This window comes from Streptomyces sp. NPDC040589, assembly GCF_055594445.1.
On sequence record NZ_JBVIWP010000019.1, the window covers coordinates 1 to 26,129 of the forward strand.

The following is a 26,129-nucleotide window of genomic DNA, read 5'->3' on the forward strand; positions in this document are numbered from 1 at the left end:
GGCGGCACCGGTGTCGGGGCCGGTGCGCGAAGGACTCTCGGTACCTCCACATTACTCCCTGCCGGGCACCCTTCCCCCCCCCCCCCCCCCCCCCCCCCCTTCCTCCCCCCCCCCCCCCCTCCCCCCCCCCCCCCCCCCCGGCGGGGTCGTGCGACCGGTGCGTCAGTCCTTGATCGAGCACTTGTTGCCGATGGCGGGGTTGAACGCGCCGATGAAGTTGACCGAGTTGCCGCAGATATTGGCATCGATGTCGATGGGGATCTGTACGACATTGCCGGAAAGGAAGCCGGGGCTGCCGACGGCGATGGCTTCGGCCTCCGCGTCGGCGCTGGCCGTACCGGCACAGGCCAGCAGGGCGGCGCAGGCCAGGCCGAACGCGGCGGTCACACGTGTGCGCATGGGAAAGCTCCTGTCAGTCGCAGGGGACACGTGTGTCCACCGTCGCCCGGGGTGCGGCGAGGCGACATCGGTGGGCGTCCGAACGGGGGGCCGGGGTTTCCCCGGGCCCGGTCCGTGCTCTCCGGATGCACGCCGCGCTCCCGCGGGGAATGGTGAGAGCGGACCCGTTTTTCAGCACCGGGGCCGCACCAGCGATCCGGACCCTAGGAGCAGAGAACATGTCGACGTCACAGCCCCACGCGTCACGGCCGCCCGAGGACCGCGCCACCCCGGACCGCCTGCTCCACGCCCGCACCGGCACCGACGTGTCGCCGGAGGACCTTGTCCTTGCCTCGGGCAAGGACCTCACCCCGCACAACCTCGAATGGGCCAGGCGCAAGCTGGCGGCCGAGGGGCCCGCCGCGCTCGAGAAGCTGCTGCCGTAGCCGACAGCCCCCTCGGCGGCGTCCACCGAGGGGGCGAACCTCCCGGCCGCGGGCGGTTCACGCCCAGTCGTCGTCCCCGGGCAAGGTGCCGTCGTCCTCCACCACGTGCACGGCGGCCTCCTCCGCGCCGGCCGCGCCGCCGTCGATGCCGATATCGGTCGCGACGGTCTCCTTCGTGGTGTCGGCGTGGGCGCCCTCGTCCGGGGCGACCAGGCGTCCGGCTCGGGCGGTGCCCGCCTCCGGGTCCACCGGCTCGCCGTCGCTGTCGGGGCTGTCGCCCACGCCGTCCCCGGCCGGCTCGGCCGACACGTCGGGGACCTCCTGGGACAGCCGCTCGTCGAGGGTCTCGCCCTCGTGCTGCTCGGCGGCGGTGGTGCCGCTCCTGGTGACGCCGAGCGGCTTCTCCGGCGGGGAGTAGCCCTCGTCGAGGGTGTCGTCGTAGGTCCGTTCGTCGACGGCGTCCTGCAGATCCAGCGGCGCGGCGTCCGCCTGCTCCTCATTGGTCCCGGTGGGCTGGTACGCGTCGTCCGCCATCGGTCCGGGGCGCGTCGGTTCCGTGCCCATCACTTCTGCCTCCCTGTCGCGCGCTGCGTCGACTCGTCGGTGTCATGTGCCCGTTCCGCGTTTCCCGTTACGCGGGCTCTAACCTCGGCGGCCACCGCCCCGTCCCGCCGCTGCCGCGGTGCGACACGCACGTCCAGGTCCGAGATCCGGTGGACGGGCCAGGTGCGGGCGTAGCGGGGCGGGGTGCCGCCGGCCGGTGCGAGGTGGGCGACCGGGAGGCGGTCCGCGGTGCGCAGGATGGCGCCCGCTGTGGTGTTCTCGTTGTTGCCGGAGGTCGCGCCCGAGGAGCAGCCGGTGTAGTAGCCGATCGGGATGGACTCGTGGCCGGTGAGCAGGCAGGGCGGGCGGACGCCGAGGCGGTGCAGGGCGTCGGCGGTGCGGCCCCAGTCGCGGCGGCTCTCGGTGTTGCGGGACACGGCGCCGTCCAGCACGGCGAGCTGCGCCGCCAGATGCCCGGCCAGACCGAGCGCGACCAGGGTCGCGGCCACCGGGCGCCATTTCCCGCCCGGGGCCTTGGCCAGATGCCACAGGGCGTCGGCGACCGGGATCGCGAGCAGGGCGTAGGCGGGCGTGAGGAAACGGGGCGCCGCGTAGCCGATCATGAAGAGGTACGGCAGGGCGGCCGTGGCGGCACAGGCCAGCGGGACGAGCGTCCGGCCCAGGCGCCGGGCCCGGGCCGCGACGAGCAGTCCGAGGCCGGCCAGCACGGGCAGGACGAACCACCAGACGATGACCAGGGGGTTGGGCATCGGCCCGGTGCACGGCCGGCACAGGGCCCGGCCGCCCAGGCTGCGCAGCTGGTCGTCGACGGCGATGTGCCAGCCCAGACCGCCCTGGATACGGGAGGCTTCCGCCAGGCGCTCCCCCAGGCCGCCGTGGCCCACGTAGGCCTCGATCACCCACTCGACGGCGCCCGCGGAGAGGCCCGCCAGGAGGACGAGGAGCAGGCGCCAGTGGCGGCGCACGAGTGCGAGGACGAGCAGGGGCACCGTCACGTAGACCGCGTCGGTGGGCCGCATCCACGCCATGAGCGCGGCGCCGGCGGCGACACCCCACACGGCCGCTCGGGCGGAACGTTCCTGCCGGGCCCTCAGGAAGCAGCCCGCGCAGATCAGGGCGCCGATCGCGACCCAGTAGTTGGGCATGGCCTGCGGACCGTAGAAGAGGGTCACCCACAAGGAGGCGAAGAGGGCGCCGCCGACGACCAGGACACGGGTCGGGAACAGGCCCCGCCAGGTGCGCAGGGCCAGGTAGAGGGCGAGGCCGGACAGGAGGGCGAGGTAGACACGCAGCAGCGGGACGGACGTCGACCAGGACGCCACCGGGGCCACGAGCAGCGAGACGCCCCGGGAGCGCGGTGCGCTGAAGAAGGCCTCCGGGGTGTGGGAGGTAACCTGGCTGACGTAGACGATCTCGTCCCAGCCGAGGCCCAGCACGGGCCGGACCAGGACGAGTTGAGCCAGTGTGAAGACGGCCGCCACGGCGGCGAGCGCCCCGTTTCCCCGGTCTGCGCGGGGCGCGCCCGGCCCGGCCGCCTGTTCGCGTCTTCGCCTGCGAACCAGGATGGCGTTCGAGCCGTCGGTCATGTTCCGCCCCTTGTCCCTATGTTCGAAAAGCTGACAAACACGGACAAACTAACCCGCGGGGTGATGGAACGCAGGGCGGAATACGGCCAAGTGCCTGACGCGAAGTGAGCGTCAGCGGGCGTTCGGGGCGCGGTGCGGGGGCTGGCTCGGGGCCGGGCGCTGTGTCAGCGGGGGGACGGGCCGGGACACCGGGGCGTCTTCACTCACCGTCAGCTCGGTGCCGTGGTGATGGAGCGTCAAGGGCGGACCGGAGCTCAGGGTGTAGGTGGTGCGGTCGGCGGTCAGCTCCACGCACAGGCACCGGCCGAGGAACCCCACCGTGAAGGCCAGCCGGCTGAACCTCTCGGGCAGGCGCGGCGCGAACCGCAGGGCGCCGTCGGCGCACCGCATGCCGCCGAACCCGGCGACCAGCGCCATCCAGGTACCGGCAAGCGAGGCGATGTGCAGTCCGTCGCGGGTGTTGTGCTCCAGGTCCCCCAGATCCATCAGCGCGGCCTCGGCCGTGTAGGCGTAGGCCAGGTCCAGATGGCCCGCCCGGGCGGCCATGACGGCCTGGACGCATGCCGACAGGGAGGAGTCCCGCACGGTCAGCGGCTCGTAGTAGGCGAAGTTGCGCGCGATCTGCTCCTCGCCACGGCTGTCGAAGGACCCCTCGAAGAAGCTGCCGCAGGTGTACATCGCCAGCACCAGGTCCGCCTGCTTGATCACCTGCTTGCGGTACAGGTCGAAGTAGGGGAAGTGGAGCATCAGCGGGTACTGGTCCGGGCCCGTGCGGGCGAAGTCCCAGCGCTGACAGCGGGTGAAGCCGGCGTGCTGTTCGTGCACGCCGAGCTCCTCGTTGTAGGGGACGTGCATGGCCTCGGCGGCGTCCCGCCAGGCGGCGCTCTCCTCCTCGTCGGCGCCGAGCCGGGCCGCCTCGTCGGGGTGGCGTTTGCAGGCGTCGGCGGCCGCCAGCAGGTTCGCCCGGGCCATGAGGTTGGTGTACGTGTTGTCGTCGGCGATCGCGCTGTACTCGTCCGGACCGGTGACGCCGTCGATGTGGAAGGCGCCCCGGTCGTCGTGGTGGCCGAGGGAGCGCCACAGGCGGGCGGTCTCCACCAGCAGCTCGACACCGACCTCGCGTTCGAAGGTCTCGTCGCCGGTGACGGCCACGTACCGGACGACGGCGTCAGCGATGTCGGCGCCCACGTGGAAGGCGGCCGTGCCGGCCGGCCAGTACGCGGAGCCTTCCGAGCCCTCGATGGTGCGCCAGGGGAACGCGGCGCCCTGCAGGCCGAGTTGGGCCGCGCGTTCCCGGGCGGCGGGCAGCGTGTCGAGGCGCCAGCGCAGTTCCTCGGCGGCGGCTTGCGGCGCGGTGTAGGTCAGCAGGGGCAGGACGAACGCCTCGGTGTCCCAGAAGGCGTGGCCGTCGTAGCCCGAGCCGGTGAGTCCCTTGGCGGGGATGGCGCGCTGTTCGGCACGGGCGCCGGCCTGAAGGACGTGGAAGAGGGCGAAGCGGACGGCCTGCTGGATCTCCTCGTCGCCGTCGATCTCGACGTCGGCGCGGCCCCAGAAGTCGTCGAGGTAGGCCCGCTGGTCCTTCAGCAGCCCCCACCAGCCGCTGTGCGCGGCCGCCGCCAGCGCCGCCTCGACCTGGTCGCTCATCGCGGGCCGGGAGCGGACGCCGGACCAGCCGTGCGCGACCAGCTTCTCCACGCGCAGCCGCTCCCCCGGCTCCAGCACGGAGGTGACGGTCAGCCGGGCCACGTCCACATTGCTCTCGCCGCTCGTCGTGGTCCGGTCAGGGCCGGTGACGACGTGGTCGGCGGCCACGGCGACCCTGAGGCCGCTGCGCCGGGTGCGGTGGACCAGGCGCAGCCGGCTGCCCGAGGCGAGGTCCTCCTCCGGTTCCAGCGGCGACTTCAGCGCTTTGGCGGCGCGCGGGTCGCCGTCCGGCTCGGGCAGGCTCTCGTTGGCGACCAGCTCCGACTGGACGACGACGCGGGTACGGCTGTCGACGGGCTCCACCTCGTACGCCACGGCGGCGATCGCCCGCTGGGTCAGGGACACCAGCCGTGTGGAGCGCACACGGACGGTCGAGCCGGCCGGGGAGGTCCACTCACAGACCCGTTCCAGCACGCCCCGCCTGAGGTCCAGGGTCCGCTCGTGGGTGACGAGCCGTCCGTAGCGCAGGTCGAACGGCTCGTCGTCGACCAGGAGGCGCAGCACCTTGCCGTTGGTGACGTTGATGGACGTCTGGCCGGACTCCGGGTAGCCGTAGCCGGCCTCGGCGTAGGGCAGCGGGTGCAGTTCGTGGACGCCGTTGAGGTAGGAGCCGGGCAGGCCGTGCGGTTCGCCCTCGTCCAGGTTGCCGCGCCAGCCGACATGGCCGTTGGACAGGGCGAACACGGACTCGCTCTGGGCCAGGACGTCGAGGTCGAGTTCCGTCTCGCGCACGGTCCACGGCTCGACGGCGTACGCCCGCTGCTCGATCACTCCCGGCCTCCCAGCTCGTCGAGGTCCTTCACGACCACGTCGGCGCCGTGGGTGTACAGCGCGTCGGTCTGTCCGACGCGGTCGACGCCGACGACGTACCCGAAGCGGCCCGCGCGGCCCGCGTCCATGCCGGCCAGAGCGTCCTCGAAGACGGCGGCTTCGGCCGGAGCGATTCCCAGGTCCTCGGCGGCGGCCAGGAACGTGTCGGGGCGCGGCTTGCCGGGCAGCTTGCGCTCGGCGGCGACCACGCCGTCGATCCGTACGTCGAAGAAGTGCTCGGCGCCGATCGCGCGCAGCACGTCCCGGCAGTTGGCGCTGGAGGAGACGATCGCGGTGCTCAGGCCGTGGGCGCGGACCGCCTCCAGATAGCGCAGGGTGCCGTCGTAGGCCTCGACGCCGTCGGTGCGGATCTTCTCCAGGACCAGCTCGTTCTTGCGGTTGCCGAGCCCGTGCACGGTCTGCGCGGCGGGTGGGTCGTCAGGGCCTCCGTCGGGCAGGTCGATGCCCCGGGAGGCGAGGAACGTCCGCACGCCGTCGGCGCGTGGCCGGCCGTCGACGTACTCGTCGTAGTCGGCCGCCGCGTCGAACGGCCGGAAGTCCTCGCCGTCACGCTCGCGCAGGAACGCGTCGAACATCTCCTTCCAGGCGGCCGCGTGCACGACGGCCGTCTTGGTGACGACGCCGTCGAGATCGAAGAGGCAGGCGTGGATGTCTTCGGGGAGACCGAGCTGCGTCATACAGGTCCGGTTCCCCGCCCGGAGATGTCCAGTGAGTGGCGCACGCCACATCCACGGGTACGCACCCCGGACGGCCCAGTAGCGGGGTGACACACTCTGCTGTGTGCCGCTCACCTTCGACGACCTGGTCCACCGTGCCGGCGCCCTCCCTCGGGGCGGCCGGCGCGCGATCCTCGGCATCGCCGGCAGCCCCGGCGCGGGCAAGTCGACGCTCGCCGAGCACCTGGTGCGGGAACTGAACGGATCCGGCGAACCCTGGGTCGCGCACGTCCCCATGGACGGCTTCCACCTCGCCGACACCGAACTGGAGCGGCTCGGCCGCAGGGACCGCAAGGGCGCGCCCGACACGTTCGACGCGGCCGGGTACGCGGCCCTGCTGGGACGGCTGCGCGAGGAGAGGCACGACGACGTCGTGTACGCGCCCGGCTTCGAACGCGTCCTGGAACAGCCGCTCGCGGGGGCGATCCCGGTCCCGCCGACGGCCCGTCTCGTCGTCACCGAGGGCAACTACCTGCTCCTGGACACCGGCGCCTGGGCCCGGGTGCGCCACCAGCTCGACGAGGTGTGGTTCTGCGAACTCCCCGAGCGGGAGCGCGTCCGCCGACTCGTCGCCCGCCACGAGCGGTTCGGCAAGTCCCACGCGGAGGCGGTGGCGTGGGTGTCGCGCTCGGACCGGCCCAACGCCGAGCTGGTCGCCACGACCCTGGGCCGCGCCGACCTGGTGGTGCCGGAGTCGGCGCTGCCACGCTTGGAGACGTGACCATGGGCCTGGACATCACGGTGCTGGCCGTCGACTGGGAGCGGCTCGAGCAGACGCCGTTCGAGGAGCGGTACGCGTTGCTCGAGGATGCCGCGATGCCCGAGGACGAACTCGACTGGGATGCCGAGCCGCAGCGGGGCTGGGTGTGGCCCGCCGCGTCGAACGTCCCGTGGTGCGGCCGGTACGAGTTCCACAGCACCCCCGGCTCCTACAAGCCCCACTTCTGGGCCGGGCAGGCCTGGGACGACGTACGGGAGCATGCCGCCCCGGAAGCGCGTGAGCACCTGGACGCGTTCCTGCGGGACTTGATCTGGGACACGGACACCGAAGGCGCCTCCGTCTCCGGTCTCTTCCCCGCGGACGCCGACCCCTGGCACCGTCGGCTGCTCCTCGCCTGCCCGCCCGCGACCGTGTCCGCACTGGCCGGGCACTGGGCACGAGCCGAGCCCCTGCTGGAGGGCCTGCGCGTGCCGTACGGCACGCATGCCGCGTGCCCCGGCCGGTGGATCGAGGACTTCGACGAGTTCTCGGTGCTGCTGCGGGAGTGGGGCGTGGTGGTGACCGAGACCGAACGACGCTGGTGGGGACTGGTCGGCCTGCCCCTGTGATGCCTGGGCCGCCTCACCCGGACAGCGCCGGCTCCGGTTCCCCCGCGGCGTAGCGGGTCGCCGGAGTCACTCGACAGGTGCGGGCCGGCGGGCGCGCAGTGCGACGGTCAGTGTGTGCGGGCCGAGTCCACCGATGTAGACGCGGTTCCCGGTCGTCGCATCGGTGCCGCCCACCACGGTGTAGTCCTGCCCCGGGTCGTACCGCAGTACGTCGCTCCGGTCCGGCCCGGCCAGCGGTTCGCCTGCCTCGACGTCGGCCTCGATCCGGATCTCGTCGTCACCGGCCCGGTAGGTCATCGGCCCGGTCGTCAGGCACCAGCGCCCGTCGCCGACCGGTACGGCGCCCTCCGGCACTCCACCCGGCCGGAAGGTCAGTTCGAGGGCCCAGGGCACCCGCGGTCCGCTGATGTCGATCCGCAGGTCGGCACCGTCCTCCCTCAGGTCCACCTCGACGCGGGTCGTGTGGGAGACCTCGTCCCGAGGCCGGTCCGGGAAGGCCATCGCGGCCGAGAAGCGTCCCTCGTCCGCCGTACGGTAGGCGCCGTCGTCCCGGCGCCGGTCCGGCGGCAGCGGCTGGTAGTAGGCGGCCGTGAGGGTTTCGGTGAGCCGGTACCGGTTGTCGGCGGGCTGTCGCATGACGGCGGCGCGGAACGGGCCCAGGTCGAAGAATCCCCGTGAGAGGCGGACCGCGTCGAGGACCGCGTCGCCGGCGAACAGGCGCAGGAAGGTGGGATTGCAGGCGAGGCCCGAGCGGATGCGCCGGTGCTCGGGCACGTCGGAGCCGCCGTACACCACGGTGTGCGCGGTGGCCGAGGCTCGTGCGGCGAGGCGCGCGGTGGTGATGTACCGATCACGCGGAAGTGTCTCCGCGGCCGGTGGCGGCAGGACGTGGCACAGGTCCGGGGTGAGGAGGGTCTCGGCGAGCAGGTCGGGGTCGTCGATGCCGCCGGCGGCCGCCAGCCGCGCCGCCCGGCTGAAGTCGCCCCGGCCGGTGCGGATCGCGAGCAGCCGGTAGTGCGGCAGGTAGGGCGCCAGCGGGAACGGGTGGTTCTGGTCCTGCCGTCGCGAGTGGATGGTCTCCACCGTGCCGTCCGGCCTGATGAGGTCCAGGGTGGTGGCGAGATTGCGTTCGACGGCGTCCATCAGGTCGGCGCGGCCGAGGACGCCGGCCAGCAGCAGCAGCGAAGGGTTGGACACGTGGGCCGCGTAGTTGGCGCTCCGTTCCGAGTACAGGCCCTCCGCGTCGATGTCGACGCCCTCGGAGAGCCACTCCTCGACGCGGTCGAGGAGCCGGTCGTCGGGGAACGACCGGTGCAGCCGGGCCAGCGCCGCGCACAGCTCCCAGCGGTGGTTCGGCGTGTGCACCCCACCGGCCAGGAGACTGCCGGAGGCGGCGCCGGCGATCTCGGCGAGGGCGGCCGTGACATCGCGCAGTTCCGGCCCCGCGCCGGCGGCGAGGACGTGTGCGTCGCACACGTCGTTGACGGTGAACGCGGAGTCCGGCGGTGACTGCACGTTGTCGCCGCCGGCGAAGAGGCCGGTGGGTGTCTGCGCGGCCCGGAGGGCGCGGAGGTGGGTCGTCGCGGCGGCGACGGCCTGTCTGCTGCCGTGCAGGGCCGAGTCCGGGGACCGGTACGCCGCGACCAGGGTCTTCACCCGGCGCGCCAGGGCGCGGTGGGGCACACCGGTGGGTTCCTCGTCGGGGTCGGCCGCCAGCGGGGCGGCCGGCCGGTCGGCGGCGCGGGCCACCGCGCGGACGAATGCGTGGTCGAGCGGGGTGGGCACGGTCAGTCCTTCAGTCCGGCATTGATGTCGGCGCCCATGACGTAGCGCTGGAAGACCAGGAAGATGGCGATCAGAGGGATCATGGAGATGACCGATGCGCCGAGCAGTACCGACCAGTTGATGTTCTGCGCGCCCACGATGCTCTGGATGCCGATCTGCACGGTGAACTTGTTGGGGTCGTTGAGCATCAGCAGCGGCCAGATGTAGTCGTTCCACCGCCACTGGAAGGACAGGATGGCGAGGGTCAGCATGATGGGCCGGGAGAGCGGCACCATGATCCGCAGGAAGATCGACAGTTCGCGGGCGCCGTCGATGCGCGCGGCTTCCACGAGTTCGTCGGGCACCGTCAGGAAGAACTGGCGGAACATGAAACATCCGGTCGCGGTGAGCACGGCCGGGAGGATGATGCCGGCGAACGAGTTGTAGAGGCCTAGGTCGCGGACCACCAGGAACTCCGGGGCGAGCATGACCTCGGACGGCAGCATCGTGGTGGCCAGGATGCAGATGAAGAACACCTTGAGCCACTTGTTGTCGTACTTGGCCAGCGCGTACCCCGTGCAGCAGCTGACACCCACCGTGAGGATCGTCGTGATCACGCACACGATGGTCGTGTTGATGAAGTACTGGGAGAAGTTGGCGCTGTCCCACGCTGCCTTGAAACCCGACAGGGTGGGGTTGTGCGGAACCAGCGTCAGCGGATAGGAGAACAGGTCGCTGGCCGGCTTGAGGGAGCTGAGGATGAACCACAGCACCGGCAGCCCGTAGAGGCACGCCAGGATCCACAGCAGGGTCGTCGCGGACACCGCCTGCCGGAGCCCACCGGTGGCCGCTCCGCGGGGCCGCTTCTTGGAGACGGCCCGTCCGCCGGCGTCGACCGGGCGTGGCATGTCTGTGGTTGTCATCGGTTCTCCACCCGCCGGTTGACGATCAGCTGGATGATCGCGACGGCCATCAGGATGAGCATGAGCACGAACGACGCGGCGCTCGCGTAGCCGATCTGGCCCCGTTTGAAGCCGGTCTCATAGATGTACTGGACCATCAGGTTGTTCGACGTTCCGGGTCCGCCGTTGTTGAGGGCGACGAACACCGGGTATTCCTTCATCGCGTTGATCGTGTTGAGCAGGATGACGATGAACGAGGTGGGCGCGATGCTCGGCAGCGTGATGTGGAAGAACTGGCGCCACGGACCGGCGCCGTCGAGCGAGGCCGCCTCGTAGTACGACACCGGTACGTTCTTGATCGCCGCGATGAACAGCAGCATCGAGAAACCCGTCCAGGCCCAGGACGCCGCCATCACCACCACCAGCAGCGACAGGTCCGCGTTCGACTGCCACGGAACGGCGTGCCCGCCGAGCTCGTGGATGAGGTAGTTGACCAGTCCGAAGTTCTCACCGAACAGCCACCGCCACAGGACACCCACGACGATGGGCGACAGCAGCCACGGGATGAAGAAGATGACGCGGGCGACCGACGCGCCCTTGGCGTACTTGCTCACCACCACGTTGGCGATGAGCAGCGAGAACACGAAGTTCAGCGGGACGAAGAGCACGGCGTACAGCAGCGTCCGGGTCAGCGCGTCGTAGAAGGTGGAGTCCCCGAACAGGTTCTGGTAGTTGTCCAGTCCGACGAACTGGAACACCCCTACGCCCGTGTAGTTCGTGAAGGAGTAGACGAGCCCGATCACCGCCGGCCAGACGAAGAACAGCGCGAAGAGCACGACGTTGGCCGCGATGAGGACGAGCGGCGCAAGGGTGTACTTACTGCGTCTCCTGGGCGGGCTCGCGGACACGTCCGGGGCGCGTTTGGTCATCTTCCTGACTCCGTGCTGGTGGAATGGGTTCCTGTGGGCTCAGGCCATGAGCCCGGCGTCACGTGGGGGCCCGAGCGAGGCCGGGCGGCGGTGTCTCGACCCCGCCGCCCGGGCCTGCGGGCCTGCGCTCAGCCGCCGACCTGCTGGTTGTAGACGTCCACGATGTTCTGCAGGGCCTTGTCGGACGACTGCTGGCCGTTGATCGCCTTGCCGAGCTCCGTCTTGGTCGGGTCCTCGGGGAGGCTCTTGCCCTTCAGCACCCACTTCGTCTGCGCGGTGTTGAAGTAGCCGGAGATCGGGGCGTAGAGCGGGATCGACTCGTTGTACAGCTTGAACGCCGCCTGCGCCGCCTCGGACTTGAAGGGGTACTTCGGCTTCAGACCGCTCTCGACCGGCAGGAACCCGGACGTCTCACACAGCTCCTGGTAGTGGGCCGGCTCGTACAGCCAGGACAGGAACTTCGTCGCGGCGTCGGCCGCGGCGGCGTTGTTGTTGAAGCCCACCGTCATGCCGCCGCTGTTGACGTCGCTGGCCTGCACCGGCTGGGCGGGAGTCGGGACGCTCGCCCACTCGAACTTCTTGATGCTCTCCGCGAAGGCGGGAACCTGCCACACGCCGGACCAGTAGGCGACCACGTCACCGCTCTGGAACATCGCCGACGGGTCGGCGCCGCTGGTCCACACCGACTTCGGCATGGTCTTGTCGTCGTTCAGCCCGACGAAGTACTTCACGGACTTCTTGGTCGCCGCGTCCACCGAGAACTTGCCGGAGGAGTCCGCGTGGACGTACTTACCGCCCATCTCGTACACCATGGCGCGGAGCCGGGACGGCGACTGGTCGAACGTGAGGGAGTACTTGGCGCCGGTCTTCTCGCGGACCTTGTCCGCCGCCTTGATGAAGTCGGTCCAGGTCCAGGTCTTCTGGGGCGAGGCCGGGAAGGAGACGCCGGCCTTCTCGAACAGCGTCTTGTTGATGAACAGGCCGGACGCGGTGACGTCCGAGGGGATGGACAGCACCTTCCCGGACGAGTCCTTGGCGAGGAAGTTGGCGTTGATCTTGTTGCTCTTCTTGTTGGCGATGGAGCCGAGGTCGATCAGCTTGTTCGCCCAGATCGGGTCCAGCGCCGGCACGGCCGCCACGTCGGGCAGGGAGTTCGCCTGGGCGGCGTTGTGCAGCTTCGCCGGGTAGCCGTCGTAGGGGATGTTGACGATGTTGACCTTGACGCCGGTTTCCTTCTTGTACTGCGCCACCATCTTCTTCCAGCCCGCGTCCTGCCCCGGAACCGTGGAGATCCAGAACGTCAGCGACTTGGCGTTCCCGCCCGAGTCGGACCCCGACCCGCAGGCGGAGAGCAGAAGGGCACCTGCCGTGGCCACGGCAGCGAGGGGAACAACGCGGCGTATGCCGCCGCGGCCGAGCCGGCGAGAGCGCCGCACACCCAGACTGGTCATCTTCAATCCCTTTTCGTCGTAGCGGAAGAAGCACGGCGCCAGCCGAGGCGGCACGGGTGCATTTTGCAGGAAATTTCGCTTTCTGGGGGCACGACCTCGCCCGGCCGCGTCGCCTTGACGGGTGGGGTCCCCGGCCATGACGGCCGACGTCGCACAAGCACGCCCTCGTGCGGCTGCCGTACTTCACGTACGGGCGGGAGGCTCACCCGGAGTCGGCGTCCCGGCCGACTCAGAAAGCGCTTGTCCGGACATTGGCAGACCGATGGCGCAGCCGTCAATGCTTCGCCAGCACCGCTCCGGTCACGGTTTGAATTCCATGGGCGACCGCCAGCTTGCCGGCGCCCGCGACCGTGCCGGTGTCCCCCACCACGCTGCTGACCACCTCGGTGGGCCAGCTCAGCCGGGCCAGCTCGGCCCGCACACCGGGCAGCAGCTGCGGATCCGCGCCGGTGGCGCCGCCCAGCACGATCAGCCCCGGGTCCATGACGGCGACGACGGCGGCGGCGAGCCGCCCCACGTCGGCTGCGTGCGAGTCGAGGACGGCACGGGCCGTGCCATGCCCCTGCCCGGAGAGGGCGAGGAGCCGCTCCGCGGTGCGCGGGCGGGGGCCGTCGCTGTCCTGCCAGGTCTCGGCCGCCCGGCGGAGCAGGGTGCGCGACCCCATGCGCTGCTCCAGGCCTTCGTAGTGCGGGGCGCGGCTGTCGTCCCAGGGGTAGGGCAGCCGGGCCACCTCACCGGCGGCGCCGTTCGCTCCGCGCAGGACCCGGCCGCCGATGACGACGGCGAGACCGATGCCGACGCCGATGCGCAGGTAACCGAAGGTGTCGCGGCCGACGGCGGCGCCCTCGTGCAGTTCGGCGAGCGCGGCGCAGTTGACGTTGTTCTCCAGGTGGACGGGCACGCCCTCGGGCAGGGCGACGGCCATGGCGTCGAAGACGGGTCCCGCCTTGGCGGTCGCGGGGCGTTCCCCGGCGCCCTCCCCGTCGCGCGTGGTGACGTCACCGACGGCGACGACGACGGCCCGCAGCGGGGCCCCGGCGGGCAGTGCGCCGAGGACCTTGCGGACGGTGTCGGCGGCCTCCGGACGGGAGCCGGTGCCCTCCGCGAGCAGGGTGCCGTCCAGGGCGCAGCCGCGCACCCGGGTCCTGGTCGGGCCCAGGTCGACCGCGAGCACGGCACCGGCGGCCGGGCCGAGCCGGTAGACGGCGGCGCTGCGGCCGGTGCCGCCGGAGGCCCGCCCGGAGTGGGCGGCCAGCCCGACGGCCTCGAGCTCGGCGACGGCGGAGGAGACGGTCGGCTTGGAAAGGCCCGCACCGGCCGCCAGCTGGGGGCGGGTGGCCGTGCCGGCCTCGGCCAGTACGTCGAACACCACACGGGCACTCTCGCTCAGGTGCATGGTCTCCCCAGGTCGTGCTGCGGCCGTGCCGGCCGGGCGCAAGGGTGGCGCGGCATCGGGAATTCCGTGCCTCTTGACGCACCCTACTTCGTTAGTTAACTTCCTAACGAACTTCACGGTACTCGCCTGCCGTGGCCGACAGAAGCCCGTCCCGGGGCTTCCCTACCTCTTCAACTGCCGTGGTCCGACGGATGGTTCGCCTGCCGTCCGCCGTGACCGCGCAACGACGAAAGAGGACCCGTGCAGGACTCCACGCCTTACGCGGTCGGTATCGACGTGGGCGGCACCAAGACGCAGCTGCGCGCCCTCACGGGCGGCGACCGCGTCGTCGACCTCGTCCGCAGCAGTACGGGCTGGCGACCGCACGACCCCGGGGCCGCCGCTGACCGGCTGGCCGCTCTGATCCACGACGCCCTGCCGACCGGAACGCATCCGTCCGCCGTCGCCGTGGGCGGTCACGCCTGTGAGACACCACTCCAGTGCGAAGCGATCCGGGCCGCGCTCCATGAGCGGCTGGGGGTGCCCGTCCTGGTCGTGGGCGATGCCGAACTGCTCGTCCCCGCAGCGGGGCTGGACAAGGGCGTCGGTCTGGTCGCCGGTACCGGTTCGGTCGCGGTGGGGCGGTTGCCCGACGGCGGTCCGGTCCAGGTCGGCGGCTGGGGCGCGGTACTCGGCGACGAGGGCGGCGCGGCCGGACTCGTCCGCGAGGCCGCGCGGGCCGTCTGGGCGGCGCACGACCGCGGTGATCGGCCCGACGCGCTGGCCTCAGGGCTGATCACCGCCTTCGAGGTGGCCGAGGTGCCCGCGCTCGGCGCGGCACTGGAGGCCGCCACGGACGTCTCCGCCGAGTGGGGCCGGCACTCCCCCGTGGTGTTCGCCGCCGCCGAGGCGGGCTCGCCGCTCGCCCGGGCCGTGATCGCCGAGGGCGGCCGGGCGCTCGCCGCGCTCGTCGTACGGCTCGCCCGGCGCGGGGTCGCGGTGGACGACGTGGTGGTGGCGGGCGGCACGGTGCTCGCCCAGCCCGCGCTGTACGAGGCGTTCACCTCCGCGCTCGCCGAGGTCCTGCCCGGAGCCCGGCCGCAGCCCCTGCGCGTGCCGCCGGTAGAGGGCGCCGTGGCACTGGCCCGTTCACTCCTGTGAGCCGGACGGCCGCCGTTCACGTCCCGGACACCAGCCCGTGGCCGTTCCCTCTCCGAAGGGTCACAACACGGCCGTAGATCTTCGCTCGTACGCAACAGGTGCCACAGAAGTCGCCAGAGGCACCCCGAGTCGCACACTCTGCACCATCTCCCGGCCGTACGGCCGAAGCACCCGTCGCAGAACTCAAGAGAGGCGCACCGCATGCCGTCATCAGCCGGGCACCGCAGCACCGCAACCGTCGACCGACGGGGCTTCCTCAAGACCTCCCTCGGGGCCTCGGCGGGCCTGCTCGCCGCACCGGCCTTCGCCACCTGGCTCACCGCCGCCGACGCGAAGGCCGCCACCCCTCCCGCCGCGTTCGTCGACGACTACAAGTCGAACGTCACGACGAACCTGACCCCCGAGACCAACGCGGTCGTCCGGATCCTGGGCGGCATGTCGAAGGTGTGGAAGACCGGCGGCGCCTGGGACACCGGCCGGGTCCTGGACCGCGAGGTGCTGCGCGCCAACATGCGCTACTGCGCCCGGATCACGACGGCCCGCACCGAGGCCCAGGCGAAGGAGGCCTTCCTCTACGACCGCCAGCACCAGAGCTACGCCATGATCGCCGGGCTGGGTCCGCTCGCCGAGCTGTACAAGGCGGGTGCCAAGGCCGTCACGTCGATCACCAGCGCCCCGGACGGCACGCCCGCCGGCAAGATCAACGACGCCGTGCCCGCCGACGCCCCGGCCGGATCCGCGCTCGGCGCCGGCTCCTACGACTCGGAGCTCGGCAAGGTGGCCAAGCTGGTCGACACGGTGCGCGGGCCGTTCGCCTCGGGCAACCCCGGCAAGTTCGCCTTCCAGTACCCGCGTCCGTGGCGGATGAACGAGGACAGCGAGGTCGTCGACACCGGCAGGAAGGACGCGCTCGGCTACCCGGTGTACGACTCGGAGGTGGTCGTCGCCACGCAGCTGCTGCGCCAGCGCGCCGAGGAGCCCAAGGAGGACGGCGGTTTCCCCAGCGGCCACACCAACGCCTTCCACCTGGCCGGACTGGCCTACGCGTACGCGGTGCCCGAGCGGTTCCAGGAACTCGTGACGCGGGCGTTCGAGCTGAGTCACACCCGGATCATGTCGGGCATGCACTCCACCGTCGACGTTCTCGGCGGCCGGATCATGGCCACCGCCCTGACCGCGGCGACACTGGCCGACCCGGCGAACGCGGAGCTCAAGGCGGCGGCACGCGCGCAGGCCCTCGCCTACTTCACGCAGCGGACCGGCACCACCGCGGACACGCTGTACGCCCACGCGCACGCGGACGCCGGTGACGCGTACGCCGACCGTGAGGCCAACGCCCGGGCGATCGAGCCCCGGTTGACCTACGTCCTGCCCCGCCGCGGCCGCAAGGACCCGCTCACCGTGCCGAAGGGCGCGGAGGTCCTGCTGGAGACGCGACTGCCCTACCTGGACGCGGCCCAGCGGCGCGAGGTGCTGCGGACGACCGCACTGCCCTCCGGGTACGTCCTGCTGGACGGCTTCGAGCAGTGGGGCCGGCTGAACCTGTTCGCCGCCGCGGACGGCTACGCCGCCTTCGACCGCGACGTCACCGTGACGCTGGACGCGGCGGCCGGCGGCTTCCACGCGGCGGACAGCTGGCGCAACGACATCGAGGGCGACGGCGGGCTGACCAAGCGCGGCACCGGCACGCTCACCCTCACGGGCCACAACCGCTACCACGGCGGGACCGTCGTCGAGGACGGCGCGCTGGTCGCGGCCTCGCCCAACGCCCTGGGCGAGGGCGACGTCCGGGTCACCGGCGGCACGCTCCGCGCGGACAAGGTCCTGCGGGTGCGTGGCTCCTACGTCCAGGAAGGCGAGTCGACGCTGGGGCTGCCGCTCCGCAAGAACCACGGCCCGGCGCTCACGGTGAGCCGGCGGATCCTGCTGGGCCGGGGCAGCGTGCTGTCGCTGCGGCTCGACACCGAGCGCCCGCCGGTCGCGGGGACGACCGTCCCGGTCCTGTCCGCTCCGGCACTGCGCGGCGGGTTCGCCCGCGTCGAGCTGGACTCCGACACGCTGCGGGCCGTACCCGTGCACACGTCGGAGGGCCTGTCGGTACGACTCGTGCGGCGGTGACGCCGTGCGCGGCGGGGGCTGATGCAGAGTGGGTCCATGAGGGACCTCCGGATCGCTCCCGCCGTTCCCCGGCCGGTGTCGCTCTCTCCCCCGGCACCGGCAGGGGCCGTGCGGCGGCCCGGCCGCCGGTGGTGGGTGCCGCTCCTGGTGGTCGTGCTGCTCGCGCAGATGGCCTTCGCGATGGTCACGACCGCCGTGCGGCAGACCCCGACCATCGACGAACCGGTGTACGTGGGCGCGGCCGCCGAGTACACGCACGAGCACCGGCTGCGCCACAACCCCGAGCATCCGCCGCTCGGCAAGCTGCTCATCGGCGCCGGGGTGGCCCTCGCGGATCCGCACCTCGACCCCTCCTTCACCGGAGACCAGGGCAGGCTGGGACGGCACCTGCTCTACGAGTCGGGCAACGACCCGTGGCGGCTGATGCTGTGGGCCCGCCTCCCCGTGATCGCGCTGACGCTGCTGTTCGGTCTGGTCGTGTTCGCCTTCGCCCGTGAACTGGCGGGGACGGCAGGGGCGTCGGCCGCGCTCGCGTTGTACTGCTTCTCCCCCGACGTCATCGCCCACGGCTCCCTGGCCACGCTCGACGTGCCGGCCGCGGGTTTCGTGCTCACGTCGGCGTGGCTGCTGTGGCGGGCCCGCCGCAGACCGCGGCTGTGCGTACCGCTCGCCGGGGTGGCGCTGGGGGCGGCCCTGGCGACGAAGATGAGCACGCTCCCTGCCCTGCCTGTGCTCATGGCGCTGGGCGCCCTTTCGGTGTGGCACGCGTCGGCAGGCAGCCGGGGCCGGGTTCTGGTGCGGGCGATGGCGGGCGCGGGTGTCGTGGCCCTGGCCGCGGTCGCGGTCGTGTGGGCCACGTACGTGATGGTCGATCCGCGGCTGCGTTGGGCTCCCGAGCAGCATGTGCCGAACGTGCGGGGGATGCGGGGGCTGCTGGTCGAGCTCCTGCCGTTCCCTGAGGCGTACCGGGACGGGATGCGGGTCCAGTTCGGCCTGGAGAACCGTCCGTGGCAGGGGTTTCTGTTCGGGCGCCTGTACTCGGGCTCGCTCTGGTACTACCTGCCGGCCGCGCTGCTGGTGAAGACACCGCTGGGGATGCTCGGCCTGTGGGTCTGCGGTGCGGTGGTGGTGATCGCGGTGCGGCGGTTGCGGCCGGCGGCACCGTATGTGCTGGCCGCGCCCGTGGTGCTGCTGCTGGTGGCCATGCAGGGGGCGCGGGACCTCGGCACGCGGTACGCCGTCTTCCTTCCGCTGTTTCTCGCGGTGGGGGCGGGGTGCGTTCTCGTGGTGCGACGGTTGTGGGTGTCCGGTCTGGTGGGGGCGCTGGTGGTGTTCGTCGCGGTCAGTTCCGTGCGTACGTTTCCCTACTATCTGCCGTACTCCAACGAGGCGTTCGGGGGGCCGGGCAGGACACGGGAGCGGTTGCACGACTCCAATGTGGACTGGGGGCAGGATCTCGGGCGGCTCGCGGAGCGGTTGCGGGAGGAGCGGTACGCGGGTGAGCGGGTGTGGCTCGTGTACAAGGGCAGTGGGGTGCCGGGCGCCTACGGCGTCGAGGCCGGGGATCCGCGTGGGGTGCCCGTCGCTGATGTGCGGGGGTTGCTGGTGGTGTCCGATTCGGCTGCCGCGAAGGCGACGGGGCGGCTGGCCGGGTTGATCCGTGGCAGCCGCCCCGTCGACGATGTCGGGCACTCGATCACGATCTATCGCCGTTGAGGGTGCGTCCGGTTCTCAGTGTGCCGCGTGGAAGAAGCCGTCCACACTCACGTGCTCCATGACGCGACTGGCCACTCGGTAGCGGCCGTTGGGGACCTCCGGGCACCTGGCGACGTGTACCGCCAGCGGGCCCGCGAACTCGTAGCCCTTGCGTTCCGCGTGGCGGGCCAGGCTGTCGGTGAGGGCCTGGCACACATGGGTGCTGTGGCTGGCCAGTCGGTCGTGCACCTCGTCGGCGAGTTCCACGTCGTAGGCGTTGGGGACCATGACACGGCCCTGCCTGCACACCACGGCGTTGTCGTCGCACTCGCGTCGCAGAGCGTCGACGACCTCGACCGGGTCCTTGTCGAGGACCCGCGCCCACAAGGCGTCCCAGCGATTTTCCAGTGTCTCTTCCAGCGCACTCAGCGCGCCCATACGGTGTCACCTGCCGGAAGCTTCGTCGGTTCGGCCGGAGTGGCCGGGGTGGTCGGGGGTGGTGCTACCGCTCGTCGTAGTCGTCGGGGCGCACCTCGGCCTCCTCCAGGGCCTCGCGCAGCGTGCGGCCGGTGGCGCCCGGCGGCCGGGACGGGTTCTCGTCCCGGTGCTCCGGGATCTCGTCCGTGGTCTGCGTCTTGGGCCGGTTTTCCTCGGGGACGGTCATGGCGTCGGCTCCTCTCGGGATCTTCTGTGGCGGCGGGTTCCCACGCCGCCTCCGGGTATCCACGCGCCGGGCATCTCATGTGCTGTCCGGAGAAGCCCTGGTCACCACGGTGCGTGGGCTATGTTGAACGTCAATGGGAGACGAAGGAGGCGCACCGGTGCCATCGCCGCAGCAGGCACGCGCACAGGCATCCGCGATCACCTCGGGGAAGGCCGCACCCGAAGCGGAGGTCTCCCCGTCCTCCCAGCTGCGAACGCTCTTCGACCGTCCCCGGCTCTCCCCTGGTCAGCGGCGCATCGCCCAGTACCTGATCGAGCACATCACCGAAGCGGCGTTCCTGTCGATCACGGATCTCGCCGACCGGGTCGGCGTGAGCCAGCCCTCGGTGACACGGTTCGCCTCGGCGGTCGGCTTCAGCGGGTACCCGGCGCTGCGGGAGAAGCTCCAGTCGATCGCGCTCGGCACCCTCGCGGGCGGCCCGGCCGAGGAGATCCGGGGCAACGAACTGCAGGCGGCGGTCGACGCCGAGATCGAGAACCTGGAGAACCTGCGGCGGGACCTCGCCGATCCGAACCTGGTGATCGACATCGGCCGCAAGCTGTCGTCGTCGACCCCGCTGACCGTCCTCGGCCTGCGCATCTCCGTCTCGCTCGCCGAGTACTTCGCCTACGCCGCCCGGCGGATCCACCCGGACGTACGGCTCGTGACCCGGGGCGGCAGTGTCGCCTACGACGCGCTGCTGCAGTCGCGTGAGGCTGGCGGCACCTGGGTGCTGGCGTTCTCCATGCCCCGGCACGCGCAGGAGACCCTGACGGCCGTGCGCGTGGCACGGGGCGCCGGGCTCAAGGTCGCGCTGATCACCGACCTGGCGCTCGGGCCGCTCGCGGACGAGGCCGACGTCGCCTTCGCCACCGGCACCGGATCGCGCCTGGTCTTCGACTCCTACGCGGCCCCGGGCGTGATGTGCTCGGCGCTGCTGCAGGCCATGACGGACGCGGACCCGGAGCGGACGCAGGCCCGGCTTGAGGAGTACGAACAGGTCGCCGACCAGCACCATTTCTTCCTCAGGGACTGAGGCACAGCCGACTGGACCGGTCACTGGACCAGACAAAGGGATCATCCACAACAAAGCGCGCATGAATGTTTTCATGCTCCTTGCAAACCGGATGGCATATATAAATACTGCTCACGGATCGCGACCCGGCCCTACCGGATCCGTTCCGCACCCGAGGAGGCCGGGTCCTACCCACTCCGGCGTCCCGGGTGTCCGTGGCGGCCCCGGCCATCCCCTAGGCCGGGGCCGCCCCGACCCGTCGTCCACCCTCACGACGCCGCACACCCGGAAGCGATGATCATGCCCTTGACGTCCACGCGCATCAGCCCGGACTGGCCCTGCCAGGTCAAGACCCCCGGGAGCTACGACTGGGAGCGCTCGGCGGCCAAGTGGCTGCGCGAGCTGGTGCCCTCGCGCTACGGCGGCTACCCCGTGTTCATCCGCCACCCCGTCCTCCTCGCCCGGCACGCCCAGATCCAGGTCCAGCAGGAGATCCGGGTGGCCCGCACCGCCCTGCAGACCGCCCGCGCCGACCTGCCCGGTCTCGGCCTGCACGAGGGCGTCATCGAGCACACGATCAAGCTGTACGCGGCCGAGGTCATGCAGTTGCAGCACATCGCGCGCAGCGTCCGGGCGGTCAGCCAGGCGCTGGTGGAGGCGAACCGCCAGCCATGACCCCGGGGACCCGGGGGCATGACCCGCGCCGTGCGTGGCACACGTGACGGAATGAGCACCACCGAAGTCCGGCGCGGAGAGCCGGTGACCACGGTCCTGACCTGGCAGGTGCGCCCCGGCCATGAGCGGGAGTTCGAGCGCTGGACGCACGGCATCGCCCGCTGCGCCAGGCAGTTCCCGGGCAACGAGGGCGTCTCCTGGCTGACGCCGGAGGACGGCCACCGCTTCCACGCGGTGCTGCGCTGGTCCGACCAGCACCGGCTCGCCGCCTGGCTGGAGTCCGAGGAGCGGGCGCACTGGCACCGGAAGATCGAGGACATCGCCACCGAGGTCAGCAGCGAGCGTCAGTCGACCACCGGGATGGAGACGTGGTTCAGCCTGCCGGGCACCACGGTGCAGGCACCGCCCCGGTGGAAAATGGTCCTCACGACGTTCCTCGGCGCCTATCCGTTCACCCTCCTCATCCAGTGGCTGGTGACGCCGCAGACCAGCGGCTGGCCGCTGCCGCTGCGGGCCGCCGTGTTTCCCCTGGTGCTGCTGCCGGTGCTGACCTATCTGGTGATGCCGAGGCTCAGCCGGCTGCTGCGGCTGTGGCTGTATCCACGCGACGGCCGCTGACCAGCGCGGGGAGTCGGACGTGACGGGCAGGACGCCGCGAACGCGCCCGTGATCCGTGCTGACAAGGCAGTCTTCGAACGGGCCCGGATGTGCGATGCTCAACGCGTGACGAGCGAGCCTGTGAGGCCGGCGCAGCCCGGTGCCGCACCGGACCTGGTCGAACTGGCCAAGATCGTCGCCCGGCAGCGCGCCGAGCTGGACCGGCTGCGCGACCAGGCGGCGATGTCCGCTGTCGTGGAGCGGGCCACGGGCGCGGAGATGGCGCTGACCGGGTGTTCCGCGGACGCGGCCGGCGAGCAGTTGCTCCAGCGGGCCAAGGCGGCCCGTCACACCCTGCTGGAGGAGTGCTGGATCACGCTCGGGAGTCTGGCGCCGGTCGCGCCCGACCCGGGCGCGGCACCTGGTCCCGTCGGCACCGCGGTCCCCGGGTCCGCAGTGCCGGAGGAGACGACCACGCCGGACGACGTCGCCGCCGCCCTGGCCCGCCTCGGCCAGGCGCTCGTTCGGGTGCCGACACCGCACGACCTCGCCCTGTGCCTGCTGGAGCATCTCAGGCCGGACATGGCGGCGGACGCGGTCATGCTCTACGCCCGCAGGCCCGACGGCGGCCTCGAACTGATCGGGCACGCCGGCATCGAGGACAAGCTGGCCGCCCAGTGGAGCCAGGTGCCGCCGCTGAGCGGGATCGCGGCGCTGGACGCGCTGCGGGCGGGCGAGCCGCGCTGGCTGGAGGATTTCGCCTCGGACGCCCGGCGGTACCTGCTGATCGGCGAGCCGCCCGAGCAGTGGCGGTCGCGCGCCTGGCTGCCCGTGACCGCTGCCGGTTCGGCCGAGGTCTGCATCGGCGTGCTGCGCGGCCGAGCCGGGTCGTTCACGCCCCGCGACCGCGCTCACCTGCGGGGCGTCGCCGGGCTGTGCGCCGGGCGGCTGCGCGCCTTCGACGCACCGCCGGAGCGGGCCGCCGACGCCGCCACGGACGTGGTGCAGACGCTGTTCGACGCGCTGCCCCTCGCGGCGATGCTGCTCACCCCGCTCAGCGCCGCGACGGGTGAGACCGAGGACTTCCGGGTGGAGGCCGCGACCGCTCAGGCGGGCGACCTGCTGGGCCGTCCCGGTGAGGGGCTGGCCGGGCGGCGGCTGCTGGAGTTCCGGCCCGCCCTGGTGGGCGAGCCGCTGTGGTGGGGCTGCGTGCACACGCTGACCACCGGGGAGCCGTACGAGAGCGAGCCGTTCGCGCACGAGGAGGTCCTGGCGGGCATCGCCGCGCTGTCCACCTACTCGGCGCGGGTGGCTCGGCTGGGGGACGCGCTGGTCGTGAGCTGGGTCCGGCACGGCTCCTCCGACCGGCAGGAGCAGCGGCTCGCGGATCTCCAGCGGCTGGGCAACCTCGGCTGGGCGAACTGGAACCTGGCGACGCTGGAGGCCTCCTGGTCGACCCAGGTGTTCGCCATCTTCGGCCGGGACTCCGCGGACGGCCCGGTGGGGCTCGCCGGTCTTCCGGAGCTCGCTCTGCCCGAGGACGCGCCGGCGCTGACCCGCGCCGTCCGCGCACTCGTCCAGGACGGGCGGGCGTTCGACCTGCCGTTCCGCATCAGGACGTCCGGTGTCGTCCGGCACCTGCGCCTGGTGGCCGAGACCGTGGCCGACATGCACGGCACGCCCGTCGAAGTGCACGGTGTCGTGCAGGACTTGACCGCCCGGCGGCGGGCGGAGCTGGCCCTGGTCGAGAGCGAGCAGGCGATCCTCACGCAGAACGACGTGCTCCGGGCCGAACGGACCCTGGCGTCCCGGCTTCAGCACGCGCTGCTGCCGATGTCCAACCGGCCGGTGCAACTGGCGGGACTGCGGGTCGAGGTCGCCTATCTGCCCGCCCAGTCGGGTGTGCACGTCGGCGGTGACTGGTTCAGCGCCGTGGAACTGCCCGACGACGGCGCGCTGCTGGTGGTCGGCGATGTCGCCGGGCACGGTGTCGGCGCCGTCGCCACGATGGCCCAGCTCCGCTTCACCGCGAAGGGCATGGTCATCACCGGCTCGTCACTGACCGGCGCGCTCGCCCGGCTGAACACGCTGCTGCTGCACTCCCGCGACTCCCATGCGACGGCCACGATGGTGCTGGCCCGCTACAACCCCCGGCAGCGGCGCCTGGTCTGGACCCAGGCCGGGCATCCCCCGCCGCTGCTGCTGCGGGACGGCGAGGCGCGGTATCTGCGCCGGCCCCGCGGCATGGTGCTCGGGGCGACCTCCACGCCGGTCTACGAAGAGGCGGAGTGCCGCCTCGAACCGGGCGACCGGCTCATCCTCTTCACCGACGGCCTGGTCGAGCACCCTCCGGAGAGCATCGACCGGGGTCTGGAGCGGCTCGCCGAGGCCGTGGCGGCTCCGCACACCGACGGGCCCGGGTCTCTCGGGCCGTTGCTCGCGCAGATGTTGCCGGAGGAGCGGCGGGACGACGTGTGCGTCGTGGACGTCCGGGTTCCGAGGGTGCGGGAGCCGTAGGGGAAGGCCGCGCGCCCCTGGGTCAGGAGTCGCCCCGGTGCCGCCAGTACCGCCACAGGCCCAGGAGCAGGGCCGGCAGGAACAGGGCGGGCGGCACCAGGCCCGGTATGCGGGAGCCGTTCATGGGCCCAGGGTGAACCCCGTCGGCCCCGCCGTACCGCACCTTTTCCCAGCCGTTGCCCCGCGGCCGAAATGCGGCGCGCGAGATCAGTCGACCGGGTGACCGGGCGCGATGGTGTGGGCGTCGGACAGGCGCAGCAGGGGACCGTCGTACGCCTCCTGTCCGCCCCATTCGACCGGGTCGAGAACGAAGCCGATGTGGTCGCCGCCGCCGGCACGCGTCACGATCCGGCCGACGAACCAGGCCGGCACGTCCTCCAGGACGACGGCCCCGCCGTACGCCTCCCGCGACCGCACCCCCTGGAACTTGTCCGTCCGGTCGCCGGTCCGCCCGCCGAACAGCTCTGCGAGGCCGCGTTGTTCACGGGCGAGCAGATGCACGGCCAGCACCTCGGCGTTCCGGGCCACCCGGAAGGTGTGGTTGAGCTCGGACAGCCACACCACGAACCGCACGGGCCGGATCGAGCACTGCGAGGCGAACCCGACCAGACAGCCAGCCCGTTCACCCCCCGCGACGGCCGTGACCACACACATGTCGGGATCCAGCCGACCGACGAACGCGTCCATGCCCACACCACTACTCCTCCACCACGGTGGCTGACGCCCCTCGGCATCACCTCACCATGCCGGGGGTGGGGGTGCCATCCCGGGGACACGGTGCCGCTGTGGGGGCCGATACCACCTGACGGCAGAGGTAGGCGGTCCCCGTCAGCTCGTGTCCGGTGCTGTGCGGGATTCCAGTGCCGTGCGGGTGTCATTGCCGTAGACGCCCGTTTCGTCGCCGCGGATGCCGTACCAGAGTTGGAAGCGGGCGACCGCCGCGGTCAGGGTGGGGTCGTAGCTGCCGTTGGTGGAGCCGTCGCGGTAGACGTCCGGGATGCGCAGGAGGCGTTCCTGGAGTTCGGTCACCTCGGGGCCGGTGGATCCCTCGCGGAGGGTGCCGGGGCCGTCGGGGTCGGCCGGAGCCGCGGCGGGTGGGGTGGGTGTCGGTGTGGGGGTGAGGGCGGACGCGGTCGGGCGGGGTGCGGGGGCCGCGTTGTCCTCGGTCTTCTCGCCGCCGCGGAGCAGAAGCGCACCGCCGAAACCGATCACCGCCGCCGCGACGACCGCCACCGCGACGGCGGCGCGGCGCAGTCCGGATCCGGGGCGTGCGGCACGGCCGTCGCGGCGGGCGCGTGCGACCGGCGGGAGTTCCTGTGTCAGTGCCTCGGAGCCGGGTGCAGGACCCGGCAGAGTGACGGATTCATAGCCGCCGGACTCAGGGCCGCCGGATGCGGAGGCGGTCTGCTCCCGGTACTCCCGCATCAGTTCCGCCAGCGCGTCGGTGCGGCGGGGCCGCAGGACGCGGATGGGTTCCAGGGCCGGGCCGTCGTGCGGCTGCCGGGGCTCGGACGGTGTCGACACGTTGCACTCCTTCCGTCCGGGCTCGGAGGCGCCCGTCTTCGAGGATCGTTCCGCCGCTAGATACGCGGCTGCCGCGCCAGGAGTTCAGAGAGCACTCAGTTCCTCCCTGTGACTGCACTGAGTGCCATGAGTGGCCTTTCGGGTGCTAC

Annotated in this window: 24 protein-coding genes; 10 read left to right on the top strand and 14 right to left on the bottom strand. The window is 72.0% G+C overall.

The annotated features are described in order from the left end of the window. Nucleotides 1–162: 162 nt before the first annotated feature. Nucleotides 163–399: a chaplin gene (locus ACZ58V_RS41060; RefSeq protein WP_382484577.1), complete on the bottom strand. Its 237-nt coding sequence runs from the start codon at nucleotides 397–399 to the stop codon at nucleotides 163–165. 218 nt (nucleotides 400–617) lie between these two features. Between ACZ58V_RS41060 and ACZ58V_RS41065 the strand changes: the two genes are divergently transcribed. Then, nucleotides 618–824, top strand: coding sequence for a hypothetical protein (locus ACZ58V_RS41065; protein ID WP_189727596.1), 207 nt, complete (start codon nucleotides 618–620; stop codon nucleotides 822–824). 57 nt (nucleotides 825–881) lie between these two features. On the opposite strand, the gene ACZ58V_RS41070 is transcribed toward ACZ58V_RS41065, so the two are convergent. The 4 genes from ACZ58V_RS41070 to ACZ58V_RS41085 all read right to left on the bottom strand — a co-directional run bounded on the left by ACZ58V_RS41070 (nucleotide 882) and on the right by ACZ58V_RS41085 (nucleotide 6,186). Beyond that, nucleotides 882–1,388: a DUF5709 domain-containing protein gene (locus tag ACZ58V_RS41070; protein WP_471296478.1), complete on the bottom strand. Its 507-nt coding sequence runs from the start codon at nucleotides 1,386–1,388 to the stop codon at nucleotides 882–884. Then, the gene (locus ACZ58V_RS41075) at nucleotides 1,388–2,974 is read right to left on the bottom strand and encodes a hypothetical protein (protein ID WP_471296480.1); all 1,587 of its coding nucleotides are present in this window, start codon (nucleotides 2,972–2,974) and stop codon (nucleotides 1,388–1,390) included. The genes ACZ58V_RS41070 and ACZ58V_RS41075 overlap by 1 nt, the downstream gene beginning before the upstream one ends. 111 nt (nucleotides 2,975–3,085) lie before the next feature. Further along, nucleotides 3,086–5,449: a glycoside hydrolase family 65 protein gene (locus ACZ58V_RS41080; RefSeq protein ID WP_471296481.1), complete on the bottom strand. Its 2,364-nt coding sequence runs from the start codon at nucleotides 5,447–5,449 to the stop codon at nucleotides 3,086–3,088. Beyond that, nucleotides 5,446–6,186, bottom strand: coding sequence for an HAD family hydrolase (locus tag ACZ58V_RS41085; protein ID WP_468199529.1), 741 nt, complete (start codon nucleotides 6,184–6,186; stop codon nucleotides 5,446–5,448). The genes ACZ58V_RS41080 and ACZ58V_RS41085 overlap by 4 nt, the downstream gene beginning before the upstream one ends. 103 nt (nucleotides 6,187–6,289) lie before the next feature. Here ACZ58V_RS41085 and ACZ58V_RS41090 point away from each other — a divergent pair, with 103 nt between their 5' ends. After that, the gene (locus ACZ58V_RS41090) at nucleotides 6,290–6,946 is read left to right on the top strand and encodes a nucleoside/nucleotide kinase family protein (RefSeq protein ID WP_471296483.1); all 657 of its coding nucleotides are present in this window, start codon (nucleotides 6,290–6,292) and stop codon (nucleotides 6,944–6,946) included. A 2-nt stretch (nucleotides 6,947–6,948) separates the two neighbouring features. Beyond that, nucleotides 6,949–7,554, top strand: coding sequence for a hypothetical protein (locus ACZ58V_RS41095; protein WP_468199611.1), 606 nt, complete (start codon nucleotides 6,949–6,951; stop codon nucleotides 7,552–7,554). A 66-nt stretch (nucleotides 7,555–7,620) separates the two neighbouring features. On the opposite strand, the gene ACZ58V_RS41100 is transcribed toward ACZ58V_RS41095, so the two are convergent. The 5 genes from ACZ58V_RS41100 to ACZ58V_RS41120 all read right to left on the bottom strand — a co-directional run bounded on the left by ACZ58V_RS41100 (nucleotide 7,621) and on the right by ACZ58V_RS41120 (nucleotide 13,996). After that, the gene (locus ACZ58V_RS41100; protein ID WP_471296485.1) at nucleotides 7,621–9,339 is read right to left on the bottom strand and encodes a hypothetical protein; all 1,719 of its coding nucleotides are present in this window, start codon (nucleotides 9,337–9,339) and stop codon (nucleotides 7,621–7,623) included. Between the two features lie 2 nt (nucleotides 9,340–9,341). Then, entirely contained in the window at nucleotides 9,342–10,241 is a 900-nt protein-coding gene (locus ACZ58V_RS41105; RefSeq protein ID WP_468199535.1) for a carbohydrate ABC transporter permease, read from the bottom strand. Then, nucleotides 10,238–11,149 carry a carbohydrate ABC transporter permease gene (locus tag ACZ58V_RS41110; protein WP_189727603.1) on the bottom strand — a complete coding sequence of 304 codons (912 nt, stop codon included), beginning with the start codon at nucleotides 11,147–11,149 and terminating at the stop codon, nucleotides 10,238–10,240. Before ACZ58V_RS41110 ends, ACZ58V_RS41105 begins: the two co-directional genes overlap by 4 nt. 128 nt (nucleotides 11,150–11,277) lie before the next feature. After that, nucleotides 11,278–12,600, bottom strand: coding sequence for an ABC transporter substrate-binding protein (locus ACZ58V_RS41115; protein ID WP_468199537.1), 1,323 nt, complete (start codon nucleotides 12,598–12,600; stop codon nucleotides 11,278–11,280). A gap of 274 nt (nucleotides 12,601–12,874) precedes the next feature. Further along, nucleotides 12,875–13,996, bottom strand: a complete 1,122-nt coding sequence (locus ACZ58V_RS41120; RefSeq protein WP_468199539.1) for an ROK family transcriptional regulator — start codon at nucleotides 13,994–13,996, stop codon at nucleotides 12,875–12,877. A 240-nt stretch (nucleotides 13,997–14,236) separates the two neighbouring features. On the opposite strand from ACZ58V_RS41120, the gene ACZ58V_RS41125 reads away from it, so the two are divergent. From ACZ58V_RS41125 to ACZ58V_RS41135, 3 genes are all read left to right on the top strand, one after another. Then, nucleotides 14,237–15,136: an N-acetylglucosamine kinase gene (locus ACZ58V_RS41125; RefSeq protein ID WP_468199541.1), complete on the top strand. Its 900-nt coding sequence runs from the start codon at nucleotides 14,237–14,239 to the stop codon at nucleotides 15,134–15,136. Nucleotides 15,137–15,337: 201 nt separating this feature from the next. Beyond that, entirely contained in the window at nucleotides 15,338–17,254 is a 1,917-nt protein-coding gene (locus tag ACZ58V_RS41130) for a phosphatase PAP2 family protein (RefSeq protein ID WP_471296491.1), read from the top strand. Between the two features lie 36 nt (nucleotides 17,255–17,290). After that, nucleotides 17,291–18,970 carry a phospholipid carrier-dependent glycosyltransferase gene (locus tag ACZ58V_RS41135; protein WP_471296493.1) on the top strand — a complete coding sequence of 560 codons (1,680 nt, stop codon included), beginning with the start codon at nucleotides 17,291–17,293 and terminating at the stop codon, nucleotides 18,968–18,970. A gap of 15 nt (nucleotides 18,971–18,985) precedes the next feature. Here the strand turns inward: ACZ58V_RS41135 and ACZ58V_RS41140 are convergent, their stop codons facing one another. Next, nucleotides 18,986–19,387, bottom strand: coding sequence for a DUF3662 domain-containing protein (locus ACZ58V_RS41140; protein ID WP_468199548.1), 402 nt, complete (start codon nucleotides 19,385–19,387; stop codon nucleotides 18,986–18,988). A gap of 64 nt (nucleotides 19,388–19,451) precedes the next feature. Continuing rightward, nucleotides 19,452–19,613, bottom strand: a complete 162-nt coding sequence (locus ACZ58V_RS41145) for a hypothetical protein (protein ID WP_468199551.1) — start codon at nucleotides 19,611–19,613, stop codon at nucleotides 19,452–19,454. A 133-nt stretch (nucleotides 19,614–19,746) separates the two neighbouring features. Between ACZ58V_RS41145 and ACZ58V_RS41150 the strand changes: the two genes are divergently transcribed. From ACZ58V_RS41150 to ACZ58V_RS41165, 4 genes are all read left to right on the top strand, one after another. Beyond that, nucleotides 19,747–20,688: a MurR/RpiR family transcriptional regulator gene (locus ACZ58V_RS41150; RefSeq protein WP_189727611.1), complete on the top strand. Its 942-nt coding sequence runs from the start codon at nucleotides 19,747–19,749 to the stop codon at nucleotides 20,686–20,688. Between the two features lie 273 nt (nucleotides 20,689–20,961). Continuing rightward, nucleotides 20,962–21,342 carry a hypothetical protein gene (locus ACZ58V_RS41155; RefSeq protein WP_468199553.1) on the top strand — a complete coding sequence of 127 codons (381 nt, stop codon included), beginning with the start codon at nucleotides 20,962–20,964 and terminating at the stop codon, nucleotides 21,340–21,342. A 51-nt stretch (nucleotides 21,343–21,393) separates the two neighbouring features. Continuing rightward, nucleotides 21,394–21,960, top strand: a complete 567-nt coding sequence (locus ACZ58V_RS41160) for an antibiotic biosynthesis monooxygenase (RefSeq protein ID WP_468199555.1) — start codon at nucleotides 21,394–21,396, stop codon at nucleotides 21,958–21,960. 87 nt (nucleotides 21,961–22,047) lie between these two features. Further along, nucleotides 22,048–24,456, top strand: a complete 2,409-nt coding sequence (locus ACZ58V_RS41165) for a SpoIIE family protein phosphatase (protein ID WP_471296497.1) — start codon at nucleotides 22,048–22,050, stop codon at nucleotides 24,454–24,456. A gap of 207 nt (nucleotides 24,457–24,663) precedes the next feature. Here the strand turns inward: ACZ58V_RS41165 and ACZ58V_RS41170 are convergent, their stop codons facing one another. Then, nucleotides 24,664–25,143, bottom strand: coding sequence for a flavin reductase family protein (locus ACZ58V_RS41170; protein ID WP_468199560.1), 480 nt, complete (start codon nucleotides 25,141–25,143; stop codon nucleotides 24,664–24,666). Between the two features lie 141 nt (nucleotides 25,144–25,284). Beyond that, nucleotides 25,285–25,980 carry a peptidoglycan-binding domain-containing protein gene (locus tag ACZ58V_RS41175; RefSeq protein ID WP_468199562.1) on the bottom strand — a complete coding sequence of 232 codons (696 nt, stop codon included), beginning with the start codon at nucleotides 25,978–25,980 and terminating at the stop codon, nucleotides 25,285–25,287. Nucleotides 25,981–26,129: the final 149 nt, after the last annotated feature.

Coding starts and splice junctions, on each gene's coding strand:
- ACZ58V_RS41060 (WP_382484577.1), bottom strand. CDS start 399: ATGCGCACACGTGTGACCGCCGCGTTCGGCCTGGCCTGCGCCGCCCTG.
- ACZ58V_RS41065 (WP_189727596.1), top strand. CDS start 618: ATGTCGACGTCACAGCCCCACGCGTCACGGCCGCCCGAGGACCGCGCC.
- ACZ58V_RS41070 (WP_471296478.1), bottom strand. CDS start 1,388: ATGGGCACGGAACCGACGCGCCCCGGACCGATGGCGGACGACGCGTAC.
- ACZ58V_RS41075 (WP_471296480.1), bottom strand. CDS start 2,974: ATGACCGACGGCTCGAACGCCATCCTGGTTCGCAGGCGAAGACGCGAA.
- ACZ58V_RS41085 (WP_468199529.1), bottom strand. CDS start 6,186: ATGACGCAGCTCGGTCTCCCCGAAGACATCCACGCCTGCCTCTTCGAT.
- ACZ58V_RS41095 (WP_468199611.1), top strand. CDS start 6,949: ATGGGCCTGGACATCACGGTGCTGGCCGTCGACTGGGAGCGGCTCGAG.
- ACZ58V_RS41105 (WP_468199535.1), bottom strand. CDS start 10,241: ATGACAACCACAGACATGCCACGCCCGGTCGACGCCGGCGGACGGGCC.
- ACZ58V_RS41110 (WP_189727603.1), bottom strand. CDS start 11,149: ATGACCAAACGCGCCCCGGACGTGTCCGCGAGCCCGCCCAGGAGACGC.
- ACZ58V_RS41115 (WP_468199537.1), bottom strand. CDS start 12,600: ATGACCAGTCTGGGTGTGCGGCGCTCTCGCCGGCTCGGCCGCGGCGGC.
- ACZ58V_RS41120 (WP_468199539.1), bottom strand. CDS start 13,996: ATGCACCTGAGCGAGAGTGCCCGTGTGGTGTTCGACGTACTGGCCGAG.
- ACZ58V_RS41130 (WP_471296491.1), top strand. CDS start 15,338: ATGCCGTCATCAGCCGGGCACCGCAGCACCGCAACCGTCGACCGACGG.
- ACZ58V_RS41135 (WP_471296493.1), top strand. CDS start 17,291: ATGAGGGACCTCCGGATCGCTCCCGCCGTTCCCCGGCCGGTGTCGCTC.
- ACZ58V_RS41140 (WP_468199548.1), bottom strand. CDS start 19,387: ATGGGCGCGCTGAGTGCGCTGGAAGAGACACTGGAAAATCGCTGGGAC.
- ACZ58V_RS41145 (WP_468199551.1), bottom strand. CDS start 19,613: ATGACCGTCCCCGAGGAAAACCGGCCCAAGACGCAGACCACGGACGAG.
- ACZ58V_RS41150 (WP_189727611.1), top strand. CDS start 19,747: ATGGGAGACGAAGGAGGCGCACCGGTGCCATCGCCGCAGCAGGCACGC.
- ACZ58V_RS41155 (WP_468199553.1), top strand. CDS start 20,962: ATGATCATGCCCTTGACGTCCACGCGCATCAGCCCGGACTGGCCCTGC.
- ACZ58V_RS41160 (WP_468199555.1), top strand. CDS start 21,394: ATGAGCACCACCGAAGTCCGGCGCGGAGAGCCGGTGACCACGGTCCTG.
- ACZ58V_RS41165 (WP_471296497.1), top strand. CDS start 22,048: ATGTGCGATGCTCAACGCGTGACGAGCGAGCCTGTGAGGCCGGCGCAG.
- ACZ58V_RS41170 (WP_468199560.1), bottom strand. CDS start 25,143: ATGGACGCGTTCGTCGGTCGGCTGGATCCCGACATGTGTGTGGTCACG.